Consider the following 20,196-nt stretch of genomic DNA (forward strand, 5'->3'; position numbering starts at 1 on the left):
AAATCCTGGTATAAATCATCTAAACATTAATCCTTAGCTACTTCAGCCCCTAAAAAAATGAAAACCGCCAATCGGGCCAAGTTGATTCATCTGTTGGCCTCTGCAGGTATGCGGGAGGCGCTTACTGCGACCCTTAAGATTCTTTTACAAGAAAAAGATCCTGAAAGCGTCGTGGCAGTTATTGCAGACTTGGAGGAAATTAAAAAGGAGTATCGGGTGGAAGTTCTTGGTGTTTTGAAAAAAATCGAGTCTTCTAACCAGCTTGCTGTCCTGAATAACTTAAAACGGGCTGTATCCTTTTTGGAGGAGATACCTGCTAGAGCCTTATTGGGCCAAATTTCAAAGACTCCTTCAACAGCCCTTGCTGATATTGATGCAGCGATTAAGGCTAATAAGAGGCTGTCTGGAGCTGAAATGAAAGAGTTATTTTCTAATCTTCTTAGATGGGATTGGGTTGGAAAAATCACTGATGCTGTTCACGAATTACCTAGCGTAATTAAGCCTTTTTATGATGTTTATTGGACTCTTCCTGAGGATCAAAGAGATTCCTTTAGTATGAAAGATGTGCAGACCTTTTTGCAACAAGTTCTTCAAGATGCTGGTTATAAACAAGCGGGTCTAGGGTTCTTTAAAATGGTTCGCGAATTTGCAGCTCTTCCTGAAGAAGAAAAAACCAGCTTTGTAAAGCTAGGCCTAGATTTTATATCAGGTCTTGATCACAACCCCCGGGCAACAGCTGCTTTTGTGGCGTTCCTTGAACTTCCTATAGCAGAGAAAAGTCAAGCTCTAGAGTTAAGTGTGCAACTTTCAAAGGGAATCCAAGAGGAAAATAAAAGGAATGGTGTAGATAGTGTATTCATCTTGAAGACTCTGTGTGATATTTCATCTTATGAGGATGGTCAAGATTTTGAGGCTTTGGTTAAGGGTGAAGCTGGAGTTGAAACTGACCCGGAAAAACGTAGAGCCCTGTTCTTAAAAAGCGCTCTGGAGACGGCGGACACACAAACTCGTTTGCTTAGTGCATTACCTTATATTCATCATAATCAAGACGATATGACTATTCTTATGCGCGGAATGAAAAAAAAGGATGCTCATAAAATAATTGAAGCTTTCCGCTCAATTCAAGGAACTGAGCCCAAAGTCATTACAGACTTCCTTCGGTATATAAACCCTACAGATCGTCTGGAAACACTCCAAAGTTTAGGGAAGTTCTCTTCAGAAGAAAGAACACTTGTGATCGATCTTGCTAGCACGCGAGACCTCAGCAGACGAATTGGGTTTTCTGTTCTAGGGAGGCCTCTTCTTGCTCTTGAGAAATTTTTCCCAAAAAGAACACCTGCCGCGAAAGCTGAAATTGTTGCTGAGCTGGTTAAGATGATTCCTGTGGCCCCTCAGAAAAGAAAGGACTTTTTAGAAGCATTGAGGAATTGTTATCAAGACGACTGTAGTGGTAATTTTAAGCTTTTAATAAAATGGCTTAGTCCTGAGCATGAGGCGTTAGTGACTCCGGTTCTAAAGAGCGTGCATGGTCATGATTATAGCACGATTCTTCAGATGATCGATGTGTTGCCTGAGACAGAACAGAGGCAGTTATTAGAAAACATCAACTATCTAAGAGACTCTATGTCAAACCCAAAAACTATATTGGCCGCTAACATGTTAGATTATTTGAGAAGATCAAGAATAGACGTTAACTTTTTTATGGAATTTTATAAGAGGATAACGGGGGAATTAGATACAGAATTTCATCCTCGAATTTGGGCTTTAGGAGACAGACTCGGGTTTCATCGGAAAAAAACACAAAAGAAGATTTTGGATCTTTTGTCGGGTCAAAAACCTCTATTTATTATTGATATCCTGAATCTTTTGGGCGAAAATGTTTCAGATCAAGAAATCCGAGAGTTTTTGATCAAATTTTCTCCCCACTTAGAGAGGAATCTCGAGCGTGAGAATCAGGCTATACAATTGCTGAACCAACCTCACAAAGCTAGGGAGTTTCTGAAAGCGTTCGAGAAGGCTGTATAGCTAACTCGGATAAAATGAGTATACCTTCCAGTGATTTCCTCGGGCTTGGCGGGAGGGTCTAAATCCTATGTTTTTATAGAAAAATGGATCCTCGGGTCAAGCCCGAGGAAAGAAATAGGGGGATCTTTTTACAGAAGTTTAACTATATTGACCAAAATTCAGCCATTGCTGCCCGGCATGACATTCGTACCATCCCATCCGTGTAATGATGTGATTTAATGGATCCGAGGGGCAAGCCCGTGGAAGACAGAGAGAGGGGAAGTTTTTTTACCCGAACTTCCTTATGACGCAGTCACTATTGAGTTGATTGGGGCCTTGTTTGGCGCTAGTATAGGCCTTATTTGAAAATAAGGACTCAACATGTTAAAAGCGTTAACTCGGAAATTTTTTGGATCGCCCAGTGAGAAGTTTTTAAAAGATTCTCAAGGGTTGGTAAGGCAGATTAATGCCCTGGAACTCAGATTTGAAGCTCTGTCAGATGATGAATTAAAATCTCAAACTCAACTTTTTAGAGACCGTCTAGCCCAAGGGGAGACCTTGGACGAACTGTTGCCAGAAGCCTTTGCTGTAGCCCGAGAGGCTTGTAAAAGAGCCTTAGGCATGCGCCCCTTTGATGTACAGTTGCTGGGGGGAATGGTTCTTCACAAGGGCAGGATCGTTGAAATGAAGACGGGAGAAGGAAAAACTCTTGTTGGCACCTTGCCCACTTATTTGAATGCTTTGACAGGTAAAGGCGTTCACGTGGTGACTGTGAATGACTACTTGGTGCAGCGTGATGCCGATTGGATGGGGCAGGTTTATAAATTCTTGGGACTTACGGTCGGATGTATCGTGAGTAATATGGACGACCGGGATCGTCAAGCAGCTTATAATGCAGATATTACTTATGCAACCAACAATGAACTTGGGTTTGACTATCTGCGTGACAACATGAAATTCCGTCTGGACCAAATGGTTCAACGACCTTTTAACTATGCAGTTGTTGATGAAATTGACAGTATTCTGATTGATGAGGCCCGCACGCCTTTGATTATTTCTGGGCCTGCGGAGGATTCTTCCTTCTTATATGTGGCTGTTAATGATGTGGTCAAAAAGCTGACTTCCGAGCATTATGAAAAAGATGAAAAGCAACATAATGCTTCCCTGACAGAACAAGGGGTTGAACAGGTTGAAGCTTGGATGAAGCAGGCCGACCTTTTGAAAAGTAACTCTCTTTATGACGCCCAGAATATTGCATTAGTTCACCATGTGAATCAGGCGTTGAAGGCCCACACCCTTTATCAACGGGAAAAGGATTACATCGTCAAGGATATGAAGGTTATTATCATTGACGAATTTACGGGTCGTATGATGGATGGTCGCCGCTATTCGGATGGGCTCCACCAGGCATTAGAAGCAAAAGAAGGGGTTCCAATTCAAATGGAAAACCAGACTTTGGCTTCAATTACTTTCCAGAACTATTTCCGCTTGTATCCCAAGTTGTCAGGAATGACAGGAACGTCTATGACGGAAGCTACAGAATTTGCGGAAACTTATAATTTAGAGATGGTGGAACTTCCCACAAACAAACCCTGTATTCGTAAGGATTTGGATGATGAGGTTTACCGGACAGAACGGGAAAAATTCGCGGCCGTCATTTCTTTGATCAAAGAATGTTTGGAAAGAAAGCAACCCATGTTGGTGGGAACGGCCAGCATCGAAAAATCTGAAAAATTATCAGAAGAACTCAAAAAACATAAGATTCCCCATAACGTTTTAAATGCCAGATATCATGATAAAGAAGCAGGGATCATCGCGGAAGCAGGCCGCCCGGGGGCCATTACGATTGCCACAAACATGGCCGGTCGCGGAACAGATATTAAGCTGGGGGGTAACTTAGAAGTTCGCCTTCATATGGAAGCGGGATATTTGCCTGAGGGCCCAGAACAGAACAAAATTATTGATAAAATCAGGGCAGAAATTGAACGAGACTCAGAAATCGTTTTGAAGGCTGGTGGTCTTTATGTGATTGGAACAGAACGGCACGAAAGCCGCCGTATTGATAATCAATTGCGGGGTCGTTCTGGTCGGCAGGGGGACCCAGGGGCATCCAAGTTTTTCCTGTCTTTGGAAGATGATTTGATGCGCATTTTTGGGTCAGAACGCCTGGATAATATGTTGCAAAAATTGGGTCTAAAGGAAGGGGAGGCGATCACCCATCCCTGGATTAATCGGGCCCTGGAAAAGGCTCAGGCCAAGGTTGAAGCCCGCAACTATGACATGCGGAAACATTTATTAAAATATGACAACGTGATGAATGACCAACGAAAAGTTGTGTATGAATTGCGCCGTGATTTGATGAGCGGAGAAGACGTCACTGAGGTTATTCAGAACATGAAACAAGATGTTCTGGAAAGCTTAGTTGCCCGCCATATTCCTGAAAAAGCCTACCCAACGGATTGGGATATTAAAGGACTTCATGAGGAAGGCCGTCGTGTGTTTGGTTTGGATTTGCCTCTGGAAGATTGGGCGAAAGAAGAAGGCATCGCGGATCAAGAGCTGAAGGCGCGTCTGGCAAAAGCCATTGAAGATCACTGGGCTGAAAAGTATACAAATGCAGACCCAGAAATGCTGAAACAGATTCAAAAAAATGTGCTTTTAAGGCTTTTGGACCAAAATTGGAAAGACCACCTTTTGTCTTTAGATCACTTACGTCAGGGTATTAACCTTAGGTCCTATGCTCAGCGGGATCCGTTAAACGAATATAAGCAAGAAGCTTTCCAACTGTTTCAATTCATGTTAGATCGCCTGAAAGAAAGTGTGCTCTCTGTTCTGATGCAGTTTCACTTTGAACCAGAAGATTTAATGCAGTTGGAACCAACCCAACCCAGAATCATGAAGGAAAGTCGGGAGGATCCCGCTCTAGAATCCGAACAGGTTTCTGTGATGCGATCACGCCAACCTGCAGAAGAAATTAATCCGGCGGATCCTTCAACCTGGGGGCGTGTTTCTCGGAACGAGTCTTGCCCTTGTGGGTCGGGCAAGAAATTCAAGCAATGCCACGGCATGCTCTAAAAACCTAGATTTTTGGGCGCCTACTTCGTCAGCCATCGGACGAATAAATGCTCAAGTACGTTAGTACATTCCGCTTTATTCGCCTCGGCTTCCTCGTATTCATCCCAAAAATCTAGGTTTTTTAAGGGGGCTTTTTGGCCGATTACTTTGCGAAATTGCAGGATCTCAGATTTCTAAGGTACCCAAATGTACCTGTCGAAATCCTCCCCACCTCAACTCTGGGGGTAATTTTGGTGTCAAAGCTAGTGTGCGATGCTTGCGTACGCAAAGTACGCGCCGCTTCTCGCCTGCGCTTTCCTAAAAATCCCCGCCCATATTTGGGTTATGCAATAGGTCTAATTTAATCCGCAGATGCAGCGCCGGGGTGCTCTTGTTGCTGTCTTCTTGCAGCAGCAGCGGCCAATCTCGCGGCCCGTTGCTCACGGGTTTCAGCTGCACGGGCTGCTAGATGGGCGGCTTCTTCGGCTTCTTGCTGTAAACGTAAGGTTTCTTCACGTTCTTGGGCTTCTTGCTGTAAACGTAAGGCCTCTGCATGAGCCTGATCTGCTGCTAGCGAAGCAAAATAGGCAGCATCCTGCTCGGCTATAAGACTTCTGTCGGAGTCACGAATAAGTTCAAGAAACTCTTTGGCATACTCTTGGAACCAGGCGGCCTGTACAGGATCATTCCCATAAACACGTGCAGCTGTTTCAGCAATCAACGCTTGGGCTTCACTTACAGTTACTTTCGGAACACCCTCATTAAATAAGCTAGAGGTTAATTCTACCAAGACTTTTTCAACGGTAGGAATTTCTTCTACCTCATCAATCCGAATACCGTCAACATACCCCTGCAACACAGAAAGAAGACGTTGGACTTTACCAACGTTGCAGATTCTGTGGGGTCCTCGGTAGCCTTCTTCATCGAAACATTGGGTTAAGGCCGTCACAAAACTGTGAAGCAATTTGTCTTTATGCGCAGCCATTTCAGGCGAGTGAATGATGTGCCAGACGCGACCCAAAATACCCAACATTCTAAAATATGTAGAAGTACCGCTGGTATAAATTTCATTATCAGCAAGACTGTCCGAGTCTCCTCTGGCCTCATTTTTGTGGCCACTCAGAACAAACAAAGCATGGTTGAGTTCTGTATCTCCAGCACGAATTTTTTGGAAAATGGGATCTGTAATGCTGGCAATATAATCGCCCACAATCGTCACGATTTCTGGATCCAGCTGAAATCCAGGTGTTATGTCCCACAAACATTTCAACGCTACGGCAGATGCAGCAATGCGCCGAGCGTTCATAACGTTTTCAAGGTCAACTTGTTGGCGGGGTTGAGCTTGTGGGGCTCTAGTCCTTATTTCTGCTTGTCTTCTCTCTAGAGCTGCCTGTTCTCTAACTCTCTCTCTCTCTCTCTCTGCCTCTGCTTCCCTTATTTCTGCTTGTCTTCTCTCTAGAGCTGCCTGGGTTCTAGCCTGTCGTGTCGCAGATGAAAGCACTCTTAAAGCTTCTGAATTCCAAGGAAATTCCAGATTTTCAAGGATCTCTCTATCCAAAAGAACAGCAACTTGCCCTACAATCGGTCCTCTTTCTTCCATAGAAATTGAGGCGACGGTGCGAATGACTTCTAAACCTAAAGGTGGTCTGTGGAGTCTTCTAAGGCAAGAGGTAATACTTTGCCGTTCTTCTGGGGAGACAGCTAATGCATTAACAATATGTGAGAAATAAATGCTATAAGTAGGACTTGGGGCAAAAAGTTCAACCATTTCCCGAGACAGGTTAAGCAATTCTCTTCTATGTTCATGGTTAGTTTCGTTTAAAATTTTAATAATATTTGCGGGGCACCACGCTTCTAATCTGTTAAAAGGGAGAAGTTCTACGAACAGACTAACAAGGTCTTGTCTTTCCACGGGATCAACTTGTGCTAACCGATCAATAAGGGCTGCAACGCAACCTCCAAAAGAATTCATTATAGGTATGCGTGAAGTGAAAGATTGTACAAGGGGTAATAGAGACAGTCTTTGCTCAAGAGGTATAGTTTTTAAAGAGTTGATAATACATATTCGATCTTCAAGACTCTGATGTCCAGATGAAATCCTTTGGAGTGGTGCTAATTGGGCAGCGATCGGTGCGATGCTGTCTCTTTCTGCCATAGGGATTTCCCATAGGAACGTAACAAGTTTCCTACGAATATAGCCATCCATAGATTTTTCATCACAATAGCCATCAGTGGCAGTGGGAAACAGAATTAGACTCATGGCAGCTGTATAAACGCTCTTTATTTCAGCAAACAGCTGCTCCGGTGATGCATCGTGATGAAGATCACGTGTATTAGGGATGCACAATGTCATCGCCATTCGAACACGATACTGATCAAGCATATTGGAGTGAGTAAATACTGTTGGTTGGGGATTTTTGTTTAGGTTTTGAATGTAAGTGGCAACTGTTGAGCGGTGCGCTGCTGGGATTCTGATTAAGATTTCCATGTATTGTCGACCCATTCTAGTTTCTGGGTCAGGCCTAGAAAAGAAATAATCTGGGGCCATTAAAATTGAAAGGGCTTGAAAGAAAGGTTGAATGTCCTGTTGAGGTATCTCCAGTCTGAATGGTAAAAAGGCCTCTCGAATACTATCTTGGTATTGTGTAAGAGTTTGGTTATAGAGGGTAAAACCTTCAGGGGCTTGTGTAAAGGGCTCTACAAAAAGAACGAGTGCATCGTGATGGTAATGCCCCCTATAGGGACCATTGGGTGCCCGGAGTCGTTCTTCTTCTGCTGTTACTCTATTAGTACGAAAGTAATAATCGATATATTGAGGATTCCTGAGGAAATCTTCTCTCGTCCAAGTTGAAAAATCAGGTGAGTTGGCGCGAGAAGCTCGGTTGCGGGCGACAATCTCTCGAAGAGACAGTGCTTGCTGAGGTGCTTGCTGAGCCGCTTCCTCTGCGCTTTGACCTGCTGAGTGGGCAATTTGAAATAGAAAAGGGGTAAAAAGGGCTAACTTAATAAAAATCTTCATTTAGAATTCTCCTAATAACTACTAAAACCATCTTCTCTTTTAGAAACTTTTTATGGAGGAGTCAATATAAAACATCAATTAGAGTATAATCGTCCTGTTCTTTTTGATAGGACCTGTATCTTTCAGAAGCATGGGGCTTACAACCACCAAAAAAATTTAAAGTTGCCGCCATAAGAGACCCATGGTAGAACGGAGTGAAAATGAAGAAATTGTACATAAAAACCTATGGGTGTCAGATGAACACCTATGATTCAAGCAGGATCTCTGATCTGCTTGCGATGCATGGCTATAGCTTAAGTGACAAAGTGGAAGAGGCTAATATCGCCGTGCTCAACACATGCCACATTCGGGAAAAAGCAACAGAAAAGGTGTTTTCAGAGTTGGGTCGCCTAAATCCCCTGAAGCAAAAAAAACTAAAGGCGGGGGAAGAAGGGCTGTTGGTTGTGGCTGGGTGCGTGGCCCAGGCAGAGGGGCCAGAAATTATGCGTCGCGCGCCCTATGTAGATGTGGTGGTGGGGCCCCAGTCTTACCATCAATTGCCGGAATTGATTGAACGAGCCAAAAGAAGGCAACGCCAAACTTCCTCTGAGCCGGTAGTTATTCAAACGGATTTTCCCGTAGAGTCTAAATTTGATACCTTGCCCTTGCCAGAAGGAAATGGGAAGTATGCGGCACTTCTTTCTATTCAAGAAGGGTGCGATAAATTCTGTACGTTTTGTGTGGTTCCCTATACCCGCGGGGCCGAATATTCCAGACCTGTGGCCGATATTTTGAAGGAAGCCAAGCATTTGGTGAGTCAGGGGGTTCAGGAAATTACCTTGTTAGGGCAAAATGTGAATGCTTATCACGGGATTAGCGCTTTGGGGTCAGAAATGGGGCTGGGGGCTCTTTGTTTGGAATTGGCTGAGATCGATGGTCTGGAGCGTATTCGCTATACCACGTCTCACCCTCTGGATATGGACCAGGTTTTGATTAAAGCCCATGCATCTTGCGGTAAGCTTATGCCTTTTATCCATTTGCCTGTGCAGTCAGGGTCTAATCGGGTGCTGAAAGATATGAACCGTAAACATACGGTTGAAAAATATCGGGAGATTATTGCAGCTTTCCGCGCCGAAAGGCCCGAAATTGCTTTTTCGTCAGATTTTATTGTGGGCTTCCCGGGTGAATCTGATAAAGATTTTGAAGATACGATGAAGCTAGTCGAGGATATAAAATATTCTCAAGCCTTTAGTTTTAAGTATAGTCCACGTCCTGGAACGCCTGCCTCTGTTCTGGATATGCAGGTGCCTGAAGAGGTAAAAGATGCACGACTTTTAAGGTTGCAAAAGCTTCTTTACGACCAGCAAAAAACTTTTAATGAGTCTTTTATTAATAAATCCTTGGAGGTTCTTATTGAGAAAAAAGGGGATGTTTCAGGCCATTACCTTGGGAAAAGCCCTTTTATGCAATCGGTTGTATTGGAATCAAAATCTGATATACTGGGAAAGACGGTCCAAGTTCAGATCATAAAGGCCGGATACAAAATGTTAGAAGGAAAACTTCTTTAAGGTGTAATGGGAAACAAACCGCAGGATACGCGAACGACAACTCAGGAAAGATCCTTGGAATTTCCGAACAATGCTCTGCTTCAGGAGCTAGTAGGCCCTCAAAACTCTAACTTAAAACGCTTAGAAAAACAAATGGACGTGCGCTTGTCTTTAAGAGGCAATGTTGTGACAATTCAGGGTTCAGAAGACCACCTTTCTAAGATGGAGAAAGTTCTGAAGGGGCTGTATCAAAAATTAGAGAACGGTAAGCCCATGGATAGCACCCAAATGGATCATCAAATTGCCCAATCTAAGGGAGACAAGTTTGATTCATCCGTTGGTATTAAACTTAAAACAGATGGGAAAGTTATTGTTCCCCGCACAAAAAGCCAGGAAGAATTCATAAAGCTTTTACAAAACAATGAGCTTGTTTTTGCAACGGGTCCCGCGGGTACGGGAAAAACCTATGTGGCTGTGGCTATGGCGGTTTCCCTGCTGATGAAGGGGGAAGTGGAACGCTTGATTCTTTCCCGCCCAGCTATTGAAGCAGGGGAAAAACTGGGGTTTTTACCGGGGGATTTGAAAGAAAAAGTGGATCCCTATTTGCGCCCTATCTATGACGCCTTGCATGATATGTTTCAAGAAGCTCATATTGAAAAATTAATCAGCAATGGAACCATCGAAGTGGCACCCTTGGCGTTTATGCGGGGACGCACCCTATCTCATGCTTTTATTATCTTAGATGAAGCCCAAAACACGACCATGATGCAAATGAAAATGTTCCTGACTCGTTTGGGGGAGGGGTCTCGCATGGTAGTCACAGGCGACGTGACCCAAACCGATTTGCCCGCAGATCAAACATCGGGTCTTATTGATGCCATGAGTCGTTTCAGGGGCATGGAATCTGTTGGTTTTATGGAATTTTCATCGGATGATGTTGTGCGTCATCCTCTTGTTGGGCGTATCGTAAAGGCTTATGAAAAACATTAAACAGGAAGAATTGCCAGTCCCATCTTGGGTGTCAGTTGATCAAGAATCACCCTTGTGGAATGATCATCTTGAAGATAGTTGCCAAACCCTAACGGAAGCCAGTCAGGTTTTTTTACAAGAATTCCCCTTGTATCGGGGCAAAATTGAAGTCAGTGTTCTTTTGACGGATGACCTGCATATTCAAGCCTTGAATCGAGAGTATCGCGAAAAAGACCAGCCTACCAATGTATTGTCATTTCCCTTGGAAGATCTTCAAAAGGGTACGTTTCTGCCAAAAGTTCCCCATATTCTGCTGGGTGATATGGTCTTTGCTTTTGAAACCATTTTAAAAGAATCTAAGGCTGAAGAAATTTCTTTCCAAGATCACTTGTTTCATCTATGTATACATAGCTTTCTTCATCTTTTGGGATTTGATCATGAGGCGGATGAGGATGCAGAAGAAATGGAAGCTTTAGAAATTAAAATGTTGAAATCCGTTGGAATAGAAATGAGAAAGTATTAAGGACTGCCCATGTTGACAATGATAAGGAAACTTTTTCAGAAAAAAAAATCATCCACTCCCCTTATGGAGAGTCTGGATTCTTTGGACATGTCAGCAGAGGACTTGCAGATTATTCAAAAAATTAATGAAATGACCCGGGAAAAAGTTGAAGAAATTATGACCCCTCGGGCTGATATTGAATGGCTAGACTTGGACAAACCCTTAACATCTTTGAAAAGCAAATTGATGAGGGCAGATCATTCTTACATTATTCTTTCTAGGCAAAACCTGGATAAGGTGGTGGGGAAAATTTCAGCCCGAGATGCCTTGGTAAACTTTATAAAGGGTAAAAAAATATCCTTGGAAAAACAGGTGACTCCTGTTTTATATGTTTCGCCCTCTTTAAATATTTTGGATCTAATTATCAAAATGAAAAAGGCTAAGAACTTTATGGCTCTGGTTGTTGATGAATTTGGAGGGGTTGATGGGTTGATTACGGCTCATGATATTATGAGTGAGGTCATTGGGGAAGTTGATTTCCGGGCAGAAAAAATTGCCGCCCCCGTTGTTCATAAGAAGCATACTCTTATATTGGATGGGCGGTATTCCATTGAAGATTTTGAAGAACGATACGGCAAAATACTTACAGCGCACGAAAAAGAAAGTGACCCAGAAACTATTGCAGGGCTTATTTCTAGTCTGGCCGGCAGAGTGCCTAAAAAAGGGGAAATCATTCCCCATGAATCGGGGGTGCGTTTCGAAATTTTAGAATGTAACCCCAGAAAAATTATTAAGGTTAAAGCCCATAATATTGATAAATTACAACAAGCATAGGAAGAAGGATTATTAATGCAACATATACATACGTCCCTTGAGGGGAAAAAGCTTTCCGGATTAGTTTCTAAAATTTTGGATGCACATAAGGCAGAAGATATTCAAGTGATTGACTTGAAGGGTAAGTCAAATATGGCGGAATATATGATCATAGCATCTGGGCTGAATCCCCGACACTTGCATGCTCTTGCGTCTTATCTAGAGACTGAACTGAAAAAATCAAAGCATACCTATATTCATATTGAAGGTGCCCCTTCGTCTGATTGGGTGTTGGTGGATTTAAACACAGTGATTGTGCATCTGTTCAAACCTGAGGTGCGGGCGGAGTATGATCTGGAAAGCATGTGGGCCCCAGAAACTCTTAAAGAAACCTTGAAGCATCGGGCCCCCTAGTGCACGTCACTATTCTTTCCATTGGCCGATTCAAGCAAAGTGCCCTGGGAGAATTATATGCCACCTATGAAAAAAGGCTTTCCTGGAAGCTGAACCTGAAAGAACTTGACCCCAAGTTAAGTTTGAATATTTCCGTTGATCAGCGGAAAGAAAAAGAATCAGCGACCTTGGTCGAGCACATTCCCCAAGATGCGTTTGTGATTGCATTAGACGAAAAAGGCCAAGAAATAAGCAGCCTAGAATTTGCAGAAATGGTGCGCGGGTTGCAGCAAAAGTCATTATCACCCTGTTTTATAATAGGGGGGGCTGACGGTCTTTCAAATGATATAAAGAAACGATCTCAAGCCAAAATTTCCTTTGGTCGATGCACTTGGCCCCATTTAATGGTGCGAGTTCTGTTGATTGAACAGCTTTATAGGGCGCAGCAGATTCTTGCAAATCACCCCTACCACAAAACCTAGCTTGCCCAACCTCAGAAATCAGTTACTCCTTCGCAAAACTGTGGGATCTTGGGCTTCTGTACGTCAAGTACAGATTGAAGCCCTTAACCCTGGTTTCGCTCGTATTAACTGATTTCTGAACAAGGTGTGGATCTTCCAAGTCCGAGGAAGGCAAGAAGGAGGAGTCTCGAGAATGAACTAAAACTTTTTCTTCGGACGCTTTTTGAATGGACTTACTTTCCAAGGGGGAAGAGTCTTCCCGTCTTTTTTAGGATGAGCAGATCCTTCTTGAGCAGGCCTATCTGATTTTTCTTGGGCCACCTTTGGGCCATGAGCTGGTTTAGGTCCATGATTAGGTTTTGGGCCATAGGAAGGCTTGGACCCAAAAGATGGTTTTGGACGCGTAGACTTACCATAGGGCCGATCCCGTGTTGGTTTTTCGGGGGCTTCTTGGGAAAATCTAGAGTTCTTCTCGGGCGCAGGAAGCTCGTCAAAATTGAGCTTAGCCACTGGAATTGGTTTCTTGATCAGTCTAACAATCTTGTCTAAAAATTCTTGATCCTTATCGGTAACCAGGGTAAAGGCTTTCCCTTTTTGACCTGCCCGACCGGTTCTACCAATACGGTGAACATAGTCTTCTGAGTAATTGGGAATGTCATAGTTGATCACATAGGCCAGATCATCCACATGGAGTCCACGAGCCGCCACGTTACTGGCAATCAAGAAATCTACTTCCTTGCGTTTGAACTTTTCTAAGTATCCATGGCGCTTAGACTGGGTCAAGTCTCCATGAATAAGACCAGGCGTATGTCCAAGGCGAATCAAGAACTTGTACACCATATCGACATCGCATTTGCGATTACAGAAAATGATGGCTGACTTAATTTTTTCTTGTTCAATCAACAATCGCAACACATCCCGCTTTCGTTGGGCTTGTTGCTCCCGGGGCGCCCGGGGAACGTGAATCACATATTGATCAATCAATTCTGCTGACGCAGACGGTGCTGCAACCCGCACTTGCTTGGGGTTTGACAAAAATTCCTGAGAAAGCTTTTCAACAGATTTGTCCATGGTTGCAGAAAACAAAAGAGTTTGCCGCAAAGGGGGAAGGGCTTTTGTAATTTTACGTACATCGGGAATGAATCCCATGTCCATCATCCGGTCAGCTTCATCAATAACCACAAACTTGGTTTGGGTTAGAATAATATGACCTGCTTCATACAAATCTAAGAAACGACCAGGGGTTGCAATAATAATGTCAGCCCCCCGATTCAAAAGCTTTTGTTGCTTATAGGCAGATTCACCACCCATAATCAGTACGTAACTTAAGGCCCCCTTAGGAGAATATTTTTCCAAGTTTTCAACAACCTGAAAGGCAAGTTCTCGGGTGGGCTCTAAAATAAGAGCTCGGGGCATTCGGGCCTTGGCGGGACTGCTTGTCAAAATATCGATGAGGGGTAAGCAGAAGGCTGCTGTCTTTCCTGTTCCCGTTGGGGCGCAGGCCAAAACGTCAGATCCGCGTAAAATAAGGGGGATACATTCTTTTTGCACTTGCGTCGGCTGTTTATAGCCAACTTTTTCTAGCATCGAGGTGATTTCTGGGCTCAGCCCTAAATCCACAAAATTTTCCATTTGTTTTATAATTCCTATTTCTTAATTGTTGTGAGAAAACCGTAAACACACCACAAGATATAGGTGCCTTTTTTCAGGATTCAAGGGGTTGAGTAAAATTATTTAATCTTTGTTTCTTTGAAAACAACGTGCTTTCTAACCCTAGGGTCATATTTCTTAAGTTCTAACTTTTCAGTTTTGCCCTTAGGATTCTTTTTGCGAACATAGAAAAATCCTGTATCCGCTGTGCTTTCTAGCTTAATTAAAACTGTTTTTGCTTTTGCCATTTTCTTACCTTGGTTTCTTAATGAACCTTGTCTGACTACCCCAAATATATTCTCTTGTCAATTAAAAAGAAGTCTCTTGATAGGATTCTTCATTTACAATAGAGTAGCCCCATGCAGCAACTGAATGAATTGCAAACAAATACTTTGGCGAAAATCCACCAGGCACAAACCTTGCAGGACTTGGAAGCCCTTCGCCTGGACATTTTGGGAAAAAGTGGGGCGTTGACTGCTCTGTTGAAAGGGTTGAGCACTCTATCTGGAGAAGAGAGAAGCAAACAGGGTGCGGCTTTGAATGTGGTGAAGCAGGCCATCATGGATGCCTTGACCCACAAGAAAGAAATTCTGGAATCTGAAGCTTTAGAACAGCAACTGGCCAAAGAGCGCATTGATGTTTCTTTATCACCCAATCCTGAAGAAAAAGGCGGCATTCATCCCACCAACAAAACCATGGAAGAACTGATTCACTTGTTTTTGCAGATGGGATTTTCCGTGGCTGAGGGGCCCGATATTGAAGATGATTTCAATAACTTCACCGCCTTGAACATCCCCCTAGATCACCCGGCCCGCCAAGACCATGATACTTTTTATTTAAAGGGAGAGGTCAATGGAAATCCAGGCGTGCTCAGAACCCATACATCCCCTGTTCAGATTCGCACTATGACGACTCAAAAGCCTCCCATTCGTATTATTTCCCCTGGGCACGCTTTTCGGGCTGATTACGATATGACTCACACGCCTATGTTCCACCAAATTGAAGGACTTGTGATTGATCGCCATATTCACATGGGTCATTTAAAACATACAGTTTTACATTTCTTGCGGGCTTACTTTGGCCTTGAAAATCTGTCTGTTCGGTTTCGACCTAGTTTTTTCCCCTTCACAGAACCGTCTGCAGAAATGGATATTCAGTGCGACCGATCAAAGGGATCCCTTAAGTTGGGAGAAGGCACTGATTGGCTTGAAGTAGGAGGTGGCGGTATGGTGCATCCCAATGTGTTGCGTAATTGTGGTATTGACCCCGCCGAATACCAAGGTTTTGCCTTTGGGTTTGGCCTCGAACGATTGACCATGTTGAAACACGGCATTCCTGATCTGCGCGATTTCTTTGAGGCGGACACTCGCTGGCTGAAACATTATGGTTTTGATACTTTTGATATTCCCTCTGCCCTGTATGCTGCGAAAGGTGATAAATGAAACTTTCCTATAACTGGCTTTTAGATCATTTGGAAACTAAGGCATCACCTGAAGAAATATCAGAAACGCTGACGAAAATTGGCTTAGAGATTGAGGATGTTTTGAACCCCTCAGCGGGATTAGAGCCCTTTGAAATTGCGGAAATTTTAGAAACAATCCCCCATCCCCAGGCAGACCGCTTAAAGGTTTGTAAGGTGCGTCGTGGATCGGGCGAGGTGTTGCAGATTGTTTGTGGCGCCCCAAATGCTCGTGCTGGCCTTAAGGTAGTTTTGGCCTTGGCGGGGCACACAATTCCAGTGAATGGTTTGGTACTGAAAAATACAGCCATAAGGGGCATTGAAAGTTTTGGCATGCTCTGTTCTGCCTCTGAATTAGGGCTAAGCACAGAATCTGAAGGGATTCTGGAATTACCATCTACTGCAAAAGTGGGGGATTCCCTTGTGGCTTTTTTGGGGAATTCTGACACGATTTTTGAAGTCAACGTAACCCCCAATCGGTCCGACTGTTTAAACATTCGGGGTCTCGCGCGGGAACTGGATGCCGCGGGTCTTGGAACCTTGAAACCCTTGGCTGTTCATAAAATTGTGGCGACAGATGTGAAAGGCCCTGCTTTGGTGGCGGATCCGCTGATTTTGGAAACGGGGGCTTGCCCTCATTTTGTGGGGCGGGTGATTCGAGGCGTCAAGAATGGTCCCAGCCCAGAATGGTTACAGAAGAAATTAAAGTCCTTGGGCAAAACACCCATTTCTTTGCTGGTGGATATTACCAACTATTTTTGTTTTGATTTGGGGCGCCCCTTGCATGCTTTTGACCTGGATCAGGTACAGGGCAATATGCACCTGCGTTTCGCCCAAGATGGGGAAGCATTTAAATCTTTGAAGGGGCAAGATTATCTTTTAGATTCAGAAATGACTTTGGTGGCCGATGAGCAAGGACCCCTGGCTTTAGCTGGGGTTATGGGTGGTATGCGGTCTTCCTGTTCGCTGGATACCACAAACATCTTTTTGGAATCTGCCTACTTTAGTTCTTCTCGCACGGCTGCAACGGGCAGGAAATTGAATCTTTTGTCGGATTCTAGGTACCGATTTGAACGGGGCATTGACCCCCGTAGCACCCTGTTGGGCTTGGAGGCAGCAACCCAACTTATCTTGGATCTGTGTGGAGGAGAAGCAGGCCCCTTACAAGAAATTGGCAAAGTTTCTGACACCCAAAAAACGATCTCTTTCGATGCCTCTTTAGTTAAAAAACTAACAGATCTTTCCCTGTCAGAAGAGCAAATGACAACTATTCTAAATCGCCTGGGTTTTGATGTAAAAGGCAAGACCATCACGGTGCCTTCTTGGCGCCATGATATTCACGAATCCGTTGATCTGGTTGAGGAAATTGTTCGCCATTACGGTTATGACAAGATTGTTGAAATGCCGCTGCCTTTTGTGGATGTTGCTGTTCTAACGAATACTCAAAAACAACATATTAAGTTCAGACATGTTTTGGCAGGTCGCGGCCTTCTTGAAACCATCACTTGGTCAATGATTGATGAAAAGTCCTATGATTTATTTGGCGGAAAGGGGCATGACTTAAAAATTGCAAACCCCCTGACTATTGATATGGAATATATGCGCCCCTCTGTTATTCCCACTATGTTAAAAGCCGTGGGACGTAATATAGATCGGGGACAAAATCCTATATTTCTGTTTGAAATAGGACCCGTTTATAAGAGCTTAGAGATTCAAGATACTCATGCCGCTTGCCTGCGTTGGGGGAGCTACAATAAAAACCATTGGGCTCAAAAAGAACGATGGGTGAATGTGTTTGATGCTAAGGCTGATATGCTGGCTCTTTTGAAGGAAAGTGGCTTGAAAGAGGGGGCCTATCAGGTTGTGAGCCAAGGGGCCCCAGTCTATTATCATCCGGGTCGGTCAGGTGTTGTGCAGCAGGGCCCTAAAAATATTCTGGGATTTTTTGGTGAACTTCATCCGCGCATTTTGAAACAGTTCGATATTAAGCAGCCTGTGGTGGCAATGGAACTGAATTTAAGTGCCTTGCCTCAAGGCAAGCAAAAAGGAAAGGAACCCTTGATTTTATCACCTTTCCAGGCCATTGATCGAGATTTTTCTTTTGTTGTATCAGAGGAAGTTGAGGCAGGAACCATTGTAACAACGGTTCAAAAAATTGATAAAATCCTGATCACAAGTGTAGATGTTTTTGATGTTTATAAGGGAGTTGGAGGCAATGCTGCCCAAAAAGCCGTGGGCATTCGGGTACGCTTAACGCCCCAAGAAAAAACCTTTACAGATGAAGAAATTCAATCTATAAGCACCCGTATTATTCAAGCCGTTGAACAAACCACAGGTGGAACCTTAAGGTCAGAAGATGTCTCTCGATAAAATTCGAAATTTTGCGATTATTGCCCATATTGACCATGGAAAATCAACCCTGGCAGATCGACTGATTGAAAAATGTCAGGGTCTGACTTCGCGAGAATTGACAGAACAAGTGCTCGATTCCATGGATATTGAAAAAGAGCGGGGCATCACGATTAAGGCCCAGACGGTGCGGTTACTTTATACCGCAAAAAATGGAGAAACCTATCAGCTTAATTTAATTGATACCCCTGGACACGTGGATTTTGCTTATGAGGTCAGCCGGTCTTTAGCGGCCTGTGAGGGATCTATTTTGGTGGTGGATGCCACTCAAGGGGTTGAAGCCCAGACGCTAGCCAACGTATACCAAGCCATTGATAATAATCACGAAATTATTCCTGTCCTTAACAAGATTGACTTGCCTTCGGCCGACGCTGAAAAAGTGAAAGCTCAAATTGAGGAAGTGATTGGGATTGACGCCAGTAATGCGGTTCTTATTTCCGCCAAAACAGGCATAGGAATTGAAGATGTGCTTGAGGCCATTGTCCACCGATTGCCGCCCCCTCAAGGGGATGAAAGCGCCCCTTTAAAGGCTTTAGTGATGGATAGTTGGTATGATGCGTATTTGGGGGTGATTACTCTGATTCGCATTAAAGACGGTATCTTAAAACCAGGCATGAAAATTAAAATGATGGCCAATGGATCAACTTATGTGGTGGATCAGGTGGGTATTTTTACCCCAAAAATTCAAAGAGTGGAATCTTTGCGTCCTGGCGAAGTAGGATACCTAACAGCCAATATCCGGGAAGTTGCAGACTGTAAGGTGGGTGATACCATCACAGAAGAAAAGCGCCCTTGTGCTGAGGCATTGACTGGGTTTAAGCCCTCAGTCCCTGTGGTGTTTTGTGGCCTGTTTCCCATTGATGCGACTGATTTTGAACACTTGCGCGACAGTTTAGCTAAATTGCGTTTGAATGATGCTAGTTTTCATTTTGAGCCAGAAAGTTCAGCAGCCCTGGGTTTTGGATTTCGCTGTGGGTTCTTGGGATTGCTTCACCTGGAAATTATTCAAGAGCGTTTGGAACGGGAATTTGATCTTGATCTGATCACCACAGCCCCCAGCGTGATTTATAAGGTTCACCTGACTAATAAGAAAACGCTGGAACTCCACAACCCCGCAGATATGCCAGATCCAGGCCGGATTGATTTCATTGAAGAACCCTGGATTAAAGCCACCATTATGGTGCCAGATGAGTATCTGGGATCAATCTTGGCTCTGTGTACAGAACGTCGGGGGGAACAAGTTGATATGACCTATGTGGGTGCTCGGGTCATGGTGGTGTATAAACTACCCCTAAACGAAATTATTTTTGATTTTTATGATAGGCTAAAATCTATCAGCCGTGGTTATGCCAGTTTTGATTATCAGATCGATGATTATCGAGAAAGTGATTTGGCAAAAGTCGGAATTTTAGTAAATGGGGAACCGGTGGATGCCCTGTCTTTCATTACTCATCGGGCGCGTTCAGAAGCTCGGGGTCGTGAAATTTGTGAACGGCTGAAAGAGCTTATCCCTCGTCAGCTTTTCCCCATCGCCATTCAAGCGGCTATTGGGGGTAAAATTATTGCCCGGGAAACGATTTCAGCCATGCGCAAAGACGTGACTGCAAAGTGTTATGGGGGGGATATTTCTCGTAAACGGAAGCTGCTCGATAAACAGAAAAAAGGGAAAAAGAGAATGCGCCAAATTGGGAATGTAGAAATTCCGCAGAGTGCATTTCTTGCTGCTTTAAAAAGAGATGATTAAAAAACCATCTTTTTGGGCACCTACTTCGTCAGCCATCGGGCGAATATAGCTGATTCCTTATAAAAGGTGTAGGTCGTTACTCGTCGCTAACCTAGTTTTTAGTAGGTGTCTCTCCTCGTATAGCTAAACTCGGATAAAATGAGTATATCTTCCAGTGATTCCCTCGGGCTTGGCTCGAGGAAGGCAATAGGGG

14 protein-coding genes are annotated in these 20,196 nt (G+C 43.9%); 11 read left to right on the forward strand and 3 right to left on the reverse strand.

Features of this window, described 5'->3' with window-relative positions:
* The first annotated feature begins 57 nt into the window (after positions 1-57).
* Together WCG05_03775 and secA are read left to right on the forward strand one after the other, a co-directional pair.
* Positions 58-2,025 carry a hypothetical protein gene (locus WCG05_03775; protein ID MEI8321112.1) on the forward strand — a complete coding sequence of 656 codons (1,968 nt, stop codon included), beginning with the start codon at positions 58-60 and terminating at the stop codon, positions 2,023-2,025.
* 360 nt (positions 2,026-2,385) lie between these two features.
* Positions 2,386-5,079 carry a preprotein translocase subunit SecA gene (gene secA, locus WCG05_03780; GenBank protein ID MEI8321113.1) on the forward strand — a complete coding sequence of 898 codons (2,694 nt, stop codon included), beginning with the start codon at positions 2,386-2,388 and terminating at the stop codon, positions 5,077-5,079.
* A 340-nt stretch (positions 5,080-5,419) separates the two neighbouring features.
* Here secA and WCG05_03785 read toward each other — a convergent pair whose 3' ends face one another.
* Positions 5,420-8,077 carry a hypothetical protein gene (locus WCG05_03785; protein MEI8321114.1) on the reverse strand — a complete coding sequence of 886 codons (2,658 nt, stop codon included), beginning with the start codon at positions 8,075-8,077 and terminating at the stop codon, positions 5,420-5,422.
* A gap of 200 nt (positions 8,078-8,277) precedes the next feature.
* On the opposite strand from WCG05_03785, the gene miaB reads away from it, so the two are divergent.
* From miaB to WCG05_03815, 6 genes are read left to right on the forward strand one after another with little or no spacing between them, the layout of a single operon-like run.
* Positions 8,278-9,624 (forward strand): tRNA (N6-isopentenyl adenosine(37)-C2)-methylthiotransferase MiaB, encoded by a 1,347-nt coding sequence (gene miaB, locus WCG05_03790; protein ID MEI8321115.1) that lies wholly within the window; start codon positions 8,278-8,280, stop codon positions 9,622-9,624.
* Positions 9,625-9,630: 6 nt separating this feature from the next.
* Positions 9,631-10,593: a PhoH family protein gene (locus WCG05_03795; GenBank protein MEI8321116.1), complete on the forward strand. Its 963-nt coding sequence runs from the start codon at positions 9,631-9,633 to the stop codon at positions 10,591-10,593.
* Entirely contained in the window at positions 10,580-11,095 is a 516-nt protein-coding gene (gene ybeY / locus WCG05_03800; protein MEI8321117.1) for an rRNA maturation RNase YbeY, read from the forward strand. The genes WCG05_03795 and ybeY overlap by 14 nt, the downstream gene beginning before the upstream one ends.
* 9 nt (positions 11,096-11,104) lie before the next feature.
* A complete protein-coding gene (locus tag WCG05_03805; GenBank protein MEI8321118.1) occupies positions 11,105-11,908 on the forward strand; it encodes a transporter associated domain-containing protein in 804 nt (267 codons plus the stop codon).
* Positions 11,909-11,923: 15 nt separating this feature from the next.
* A complete protein-coding gene (gene rsfS / locus WCG05_03810; protein MEI8321119.1) occupies positions 11,924-12,301 on the forward strand; it encodes a ribosome silencing factor in 378 nt (125 codons plus the stop codon).
* Positions 12,301-12,762 carry a 23S rRNA (pseudouridine(1915)-N(3))-methyltransferase RlmH gene (locus WCG05_03815; GenBank protein MEI8321120.1) on the forward strand — a complete coding sequence of 154 codons (462 nt, stop codon included), beginning with the start codon at positions 12,301-12,303 and terminating at the stop codon, positions 12,760-12,762. The genes rsfS and WCG05_03815 overlap by 1 nt, the downstream gene beginning before the upstream one ends.
* Before the next feature lie 177 nt (positions 12,763-12,939).
* Here WCG05_03815 and WCG05_03820 read toward each other — a convergent pair whose 3' ends face one another.
* Complete coding sequence (locus WCG05_03820; GenBank protein ID MEI8321121.1) at positions 12,940-14,373, reverse strand: DEAD/DEAH box helicase; 1,434 nt, start codon at positions 14,371-14,373, stop codon at positions 12,940-12,942.
* Positions 14,374-14,471: 98 nt separating this feature from the next.
* The gene (rpmG, locus tag WCG05_03825; GenBank protein MEI8321122.1) at positions 14,472-14,639 is read right to left on the reverse strand and encodes a 50S ribosomal protein L33; all 168 of its coding nucleotides are present in this window, start codon (positions 14,637-14,639) and stop codon (positions 14,472-14,474) included.
* 111 nt (positions 14,640-14,750) lie between these two features.
* On the opposite strand from rpmG, the gene pheS reads away from it, so the two are divergent.
* From pheS to lepA, 3 genes are read left to right on the forward strand one after another with little or no spacing between them, the layout of a single operon-like run.
* A complete protein-coding gene (pheS, locus tag WCG05_03830) occupies positions 14,751-15,833 on the forward strand; it encodes a phenylalanine--tRNA ligase subunit alpha (GenBank protein ID MEI8321123.1) in 1,083 nt (360 codons plus the stop codon).
* Entirely contained in the window at positions 15,830-18,220 is a 2,391-nt protein-coding gene (gene pheT / locus WCG05_03835; protein ID MEI8321124.1) for a phenylalanine--tRNA ligase subunit beta, read from the forward strand. Before pheS ends, pheT begins: the two co-directional genes overlap by 4 nt.
* Positions 18,207-20,003, forward strand: a complete 1,797-nt coding sequence (gene lepA, locus WCG05_03840) for a translation elongation factor 4 (GenBank protein ID MEI8321125.1) — start codon at positions 18,207-18,209, stop codon at positions 20,001-20,003. Before pheT ends, lepA begins: the two co-directional genes overlap by 14 nt.
* The last annotated feature ends 193 nt before the right edge of the window (positions 20,004-20,196 follow it).

This window comes from Alphaproteobacteria bacterium (assembly GCA_037146715.1).
In the GTDB taxonomy this organism is placed as follows: domain Bacteria; phylum Pseudomonadota; class Alphaproteobacteria; order UBA7879; family UBA5542; genus JBAWWO01.

What these genes read in the sequence shown, in the direction of transcription:
- WCG05_03775 (MEI8321112.1), top strand. Translation starts at nt 58, where the DNA reads ATGAAAACCGCCAATCGGGCCAAGTTGATTCATCTGTTGGCCTCTGCA.
- secA (MEI8321113.1), top strand. Translation starts at nt 2,386, where the DNA reads ATGTTAAAAGCGTTAACTCGGAAATTTTTTGGATCGCCCAGTGAGAAG.
- WCG05_03785 (MEI8321114.1), bottom strand. Translation starts at nt 8,077, where the DNA reads ATGAAGATTTTTATTAAGTTAGCCCTTTTTACCCCTTTTCTATTTCAA.
- miaB (MEI8321115.1), top strand. Translation starts at nt 8,278, where the DNA reads ATGAAGAAATTGTACATAAAAACCTATGGGTGTCAGATGAACACCTAT.
- WCG05_03795 (MEI8321116.1), top strand. Translation starts at nt 9,631, where the DNA reads ATGGGAAACAAACCGCAGGATACGCGAACGACAACTCAGGAAAGATCC.
- ybeY (MEI8321117.1), top strand. Translation starts at nt 10,580, where the DNA reads ATGAAAAACATTAAACAGGAAGAATTGCCAGTCCCATCTTGGGTGTCA.
- WCG05_03805 (MEI8321118.1), top strand. Translation starts at nt 11,105, where the DNA reads ATGTTGACAATGATAAGGAAACTTTTTCAGAAAAAAAAATCATCCACT.
- rsfS (MEI8321119.1), top strand. Translation starts at nt 11,924, where the DNA reads ATGCAACATATACATACGTCCCTTGAGGGGAAAAAGCTTTCCGGATTA.
- WCG05_03820 (MEI8321121.1), bottom strand. Translation starts at nt 14,373, where the DNA reads ATGGAAAATTTTGTGGATTTAGGGCTGAGCCCAGAAATCACCTCGATG.
- rpmG (MEI8321122.1), bottom strand. Translation starts at nt 14,639, where the DNA reads ATGGCAAAAGCAAAAACAGTTTTAATTAAGCTAGAAAGCACAGCGGAT.
- pheS (MEI8321123.1), top strand. Translation starts at nt 14,751, where the DNA reads ATGCAGCAACTGAATGAATTGCAAACAAATACTTTGGCGAAAATCCAC.
- pheT (MEI8321124.1), top strand. Translation starts at nt 15,830, where the DNA reads ATGAAACTTTCCTATAACTGGCTTTTAGATCATTTGGAAACTAAGGCA.
- lepA (MEI8321125.1), top strand. Translation starts at nt 18,207, where the DNA reads ATGTCTCTCGATAAAATTCGAAATTTTGCGATTATTGCCCATATTGAC.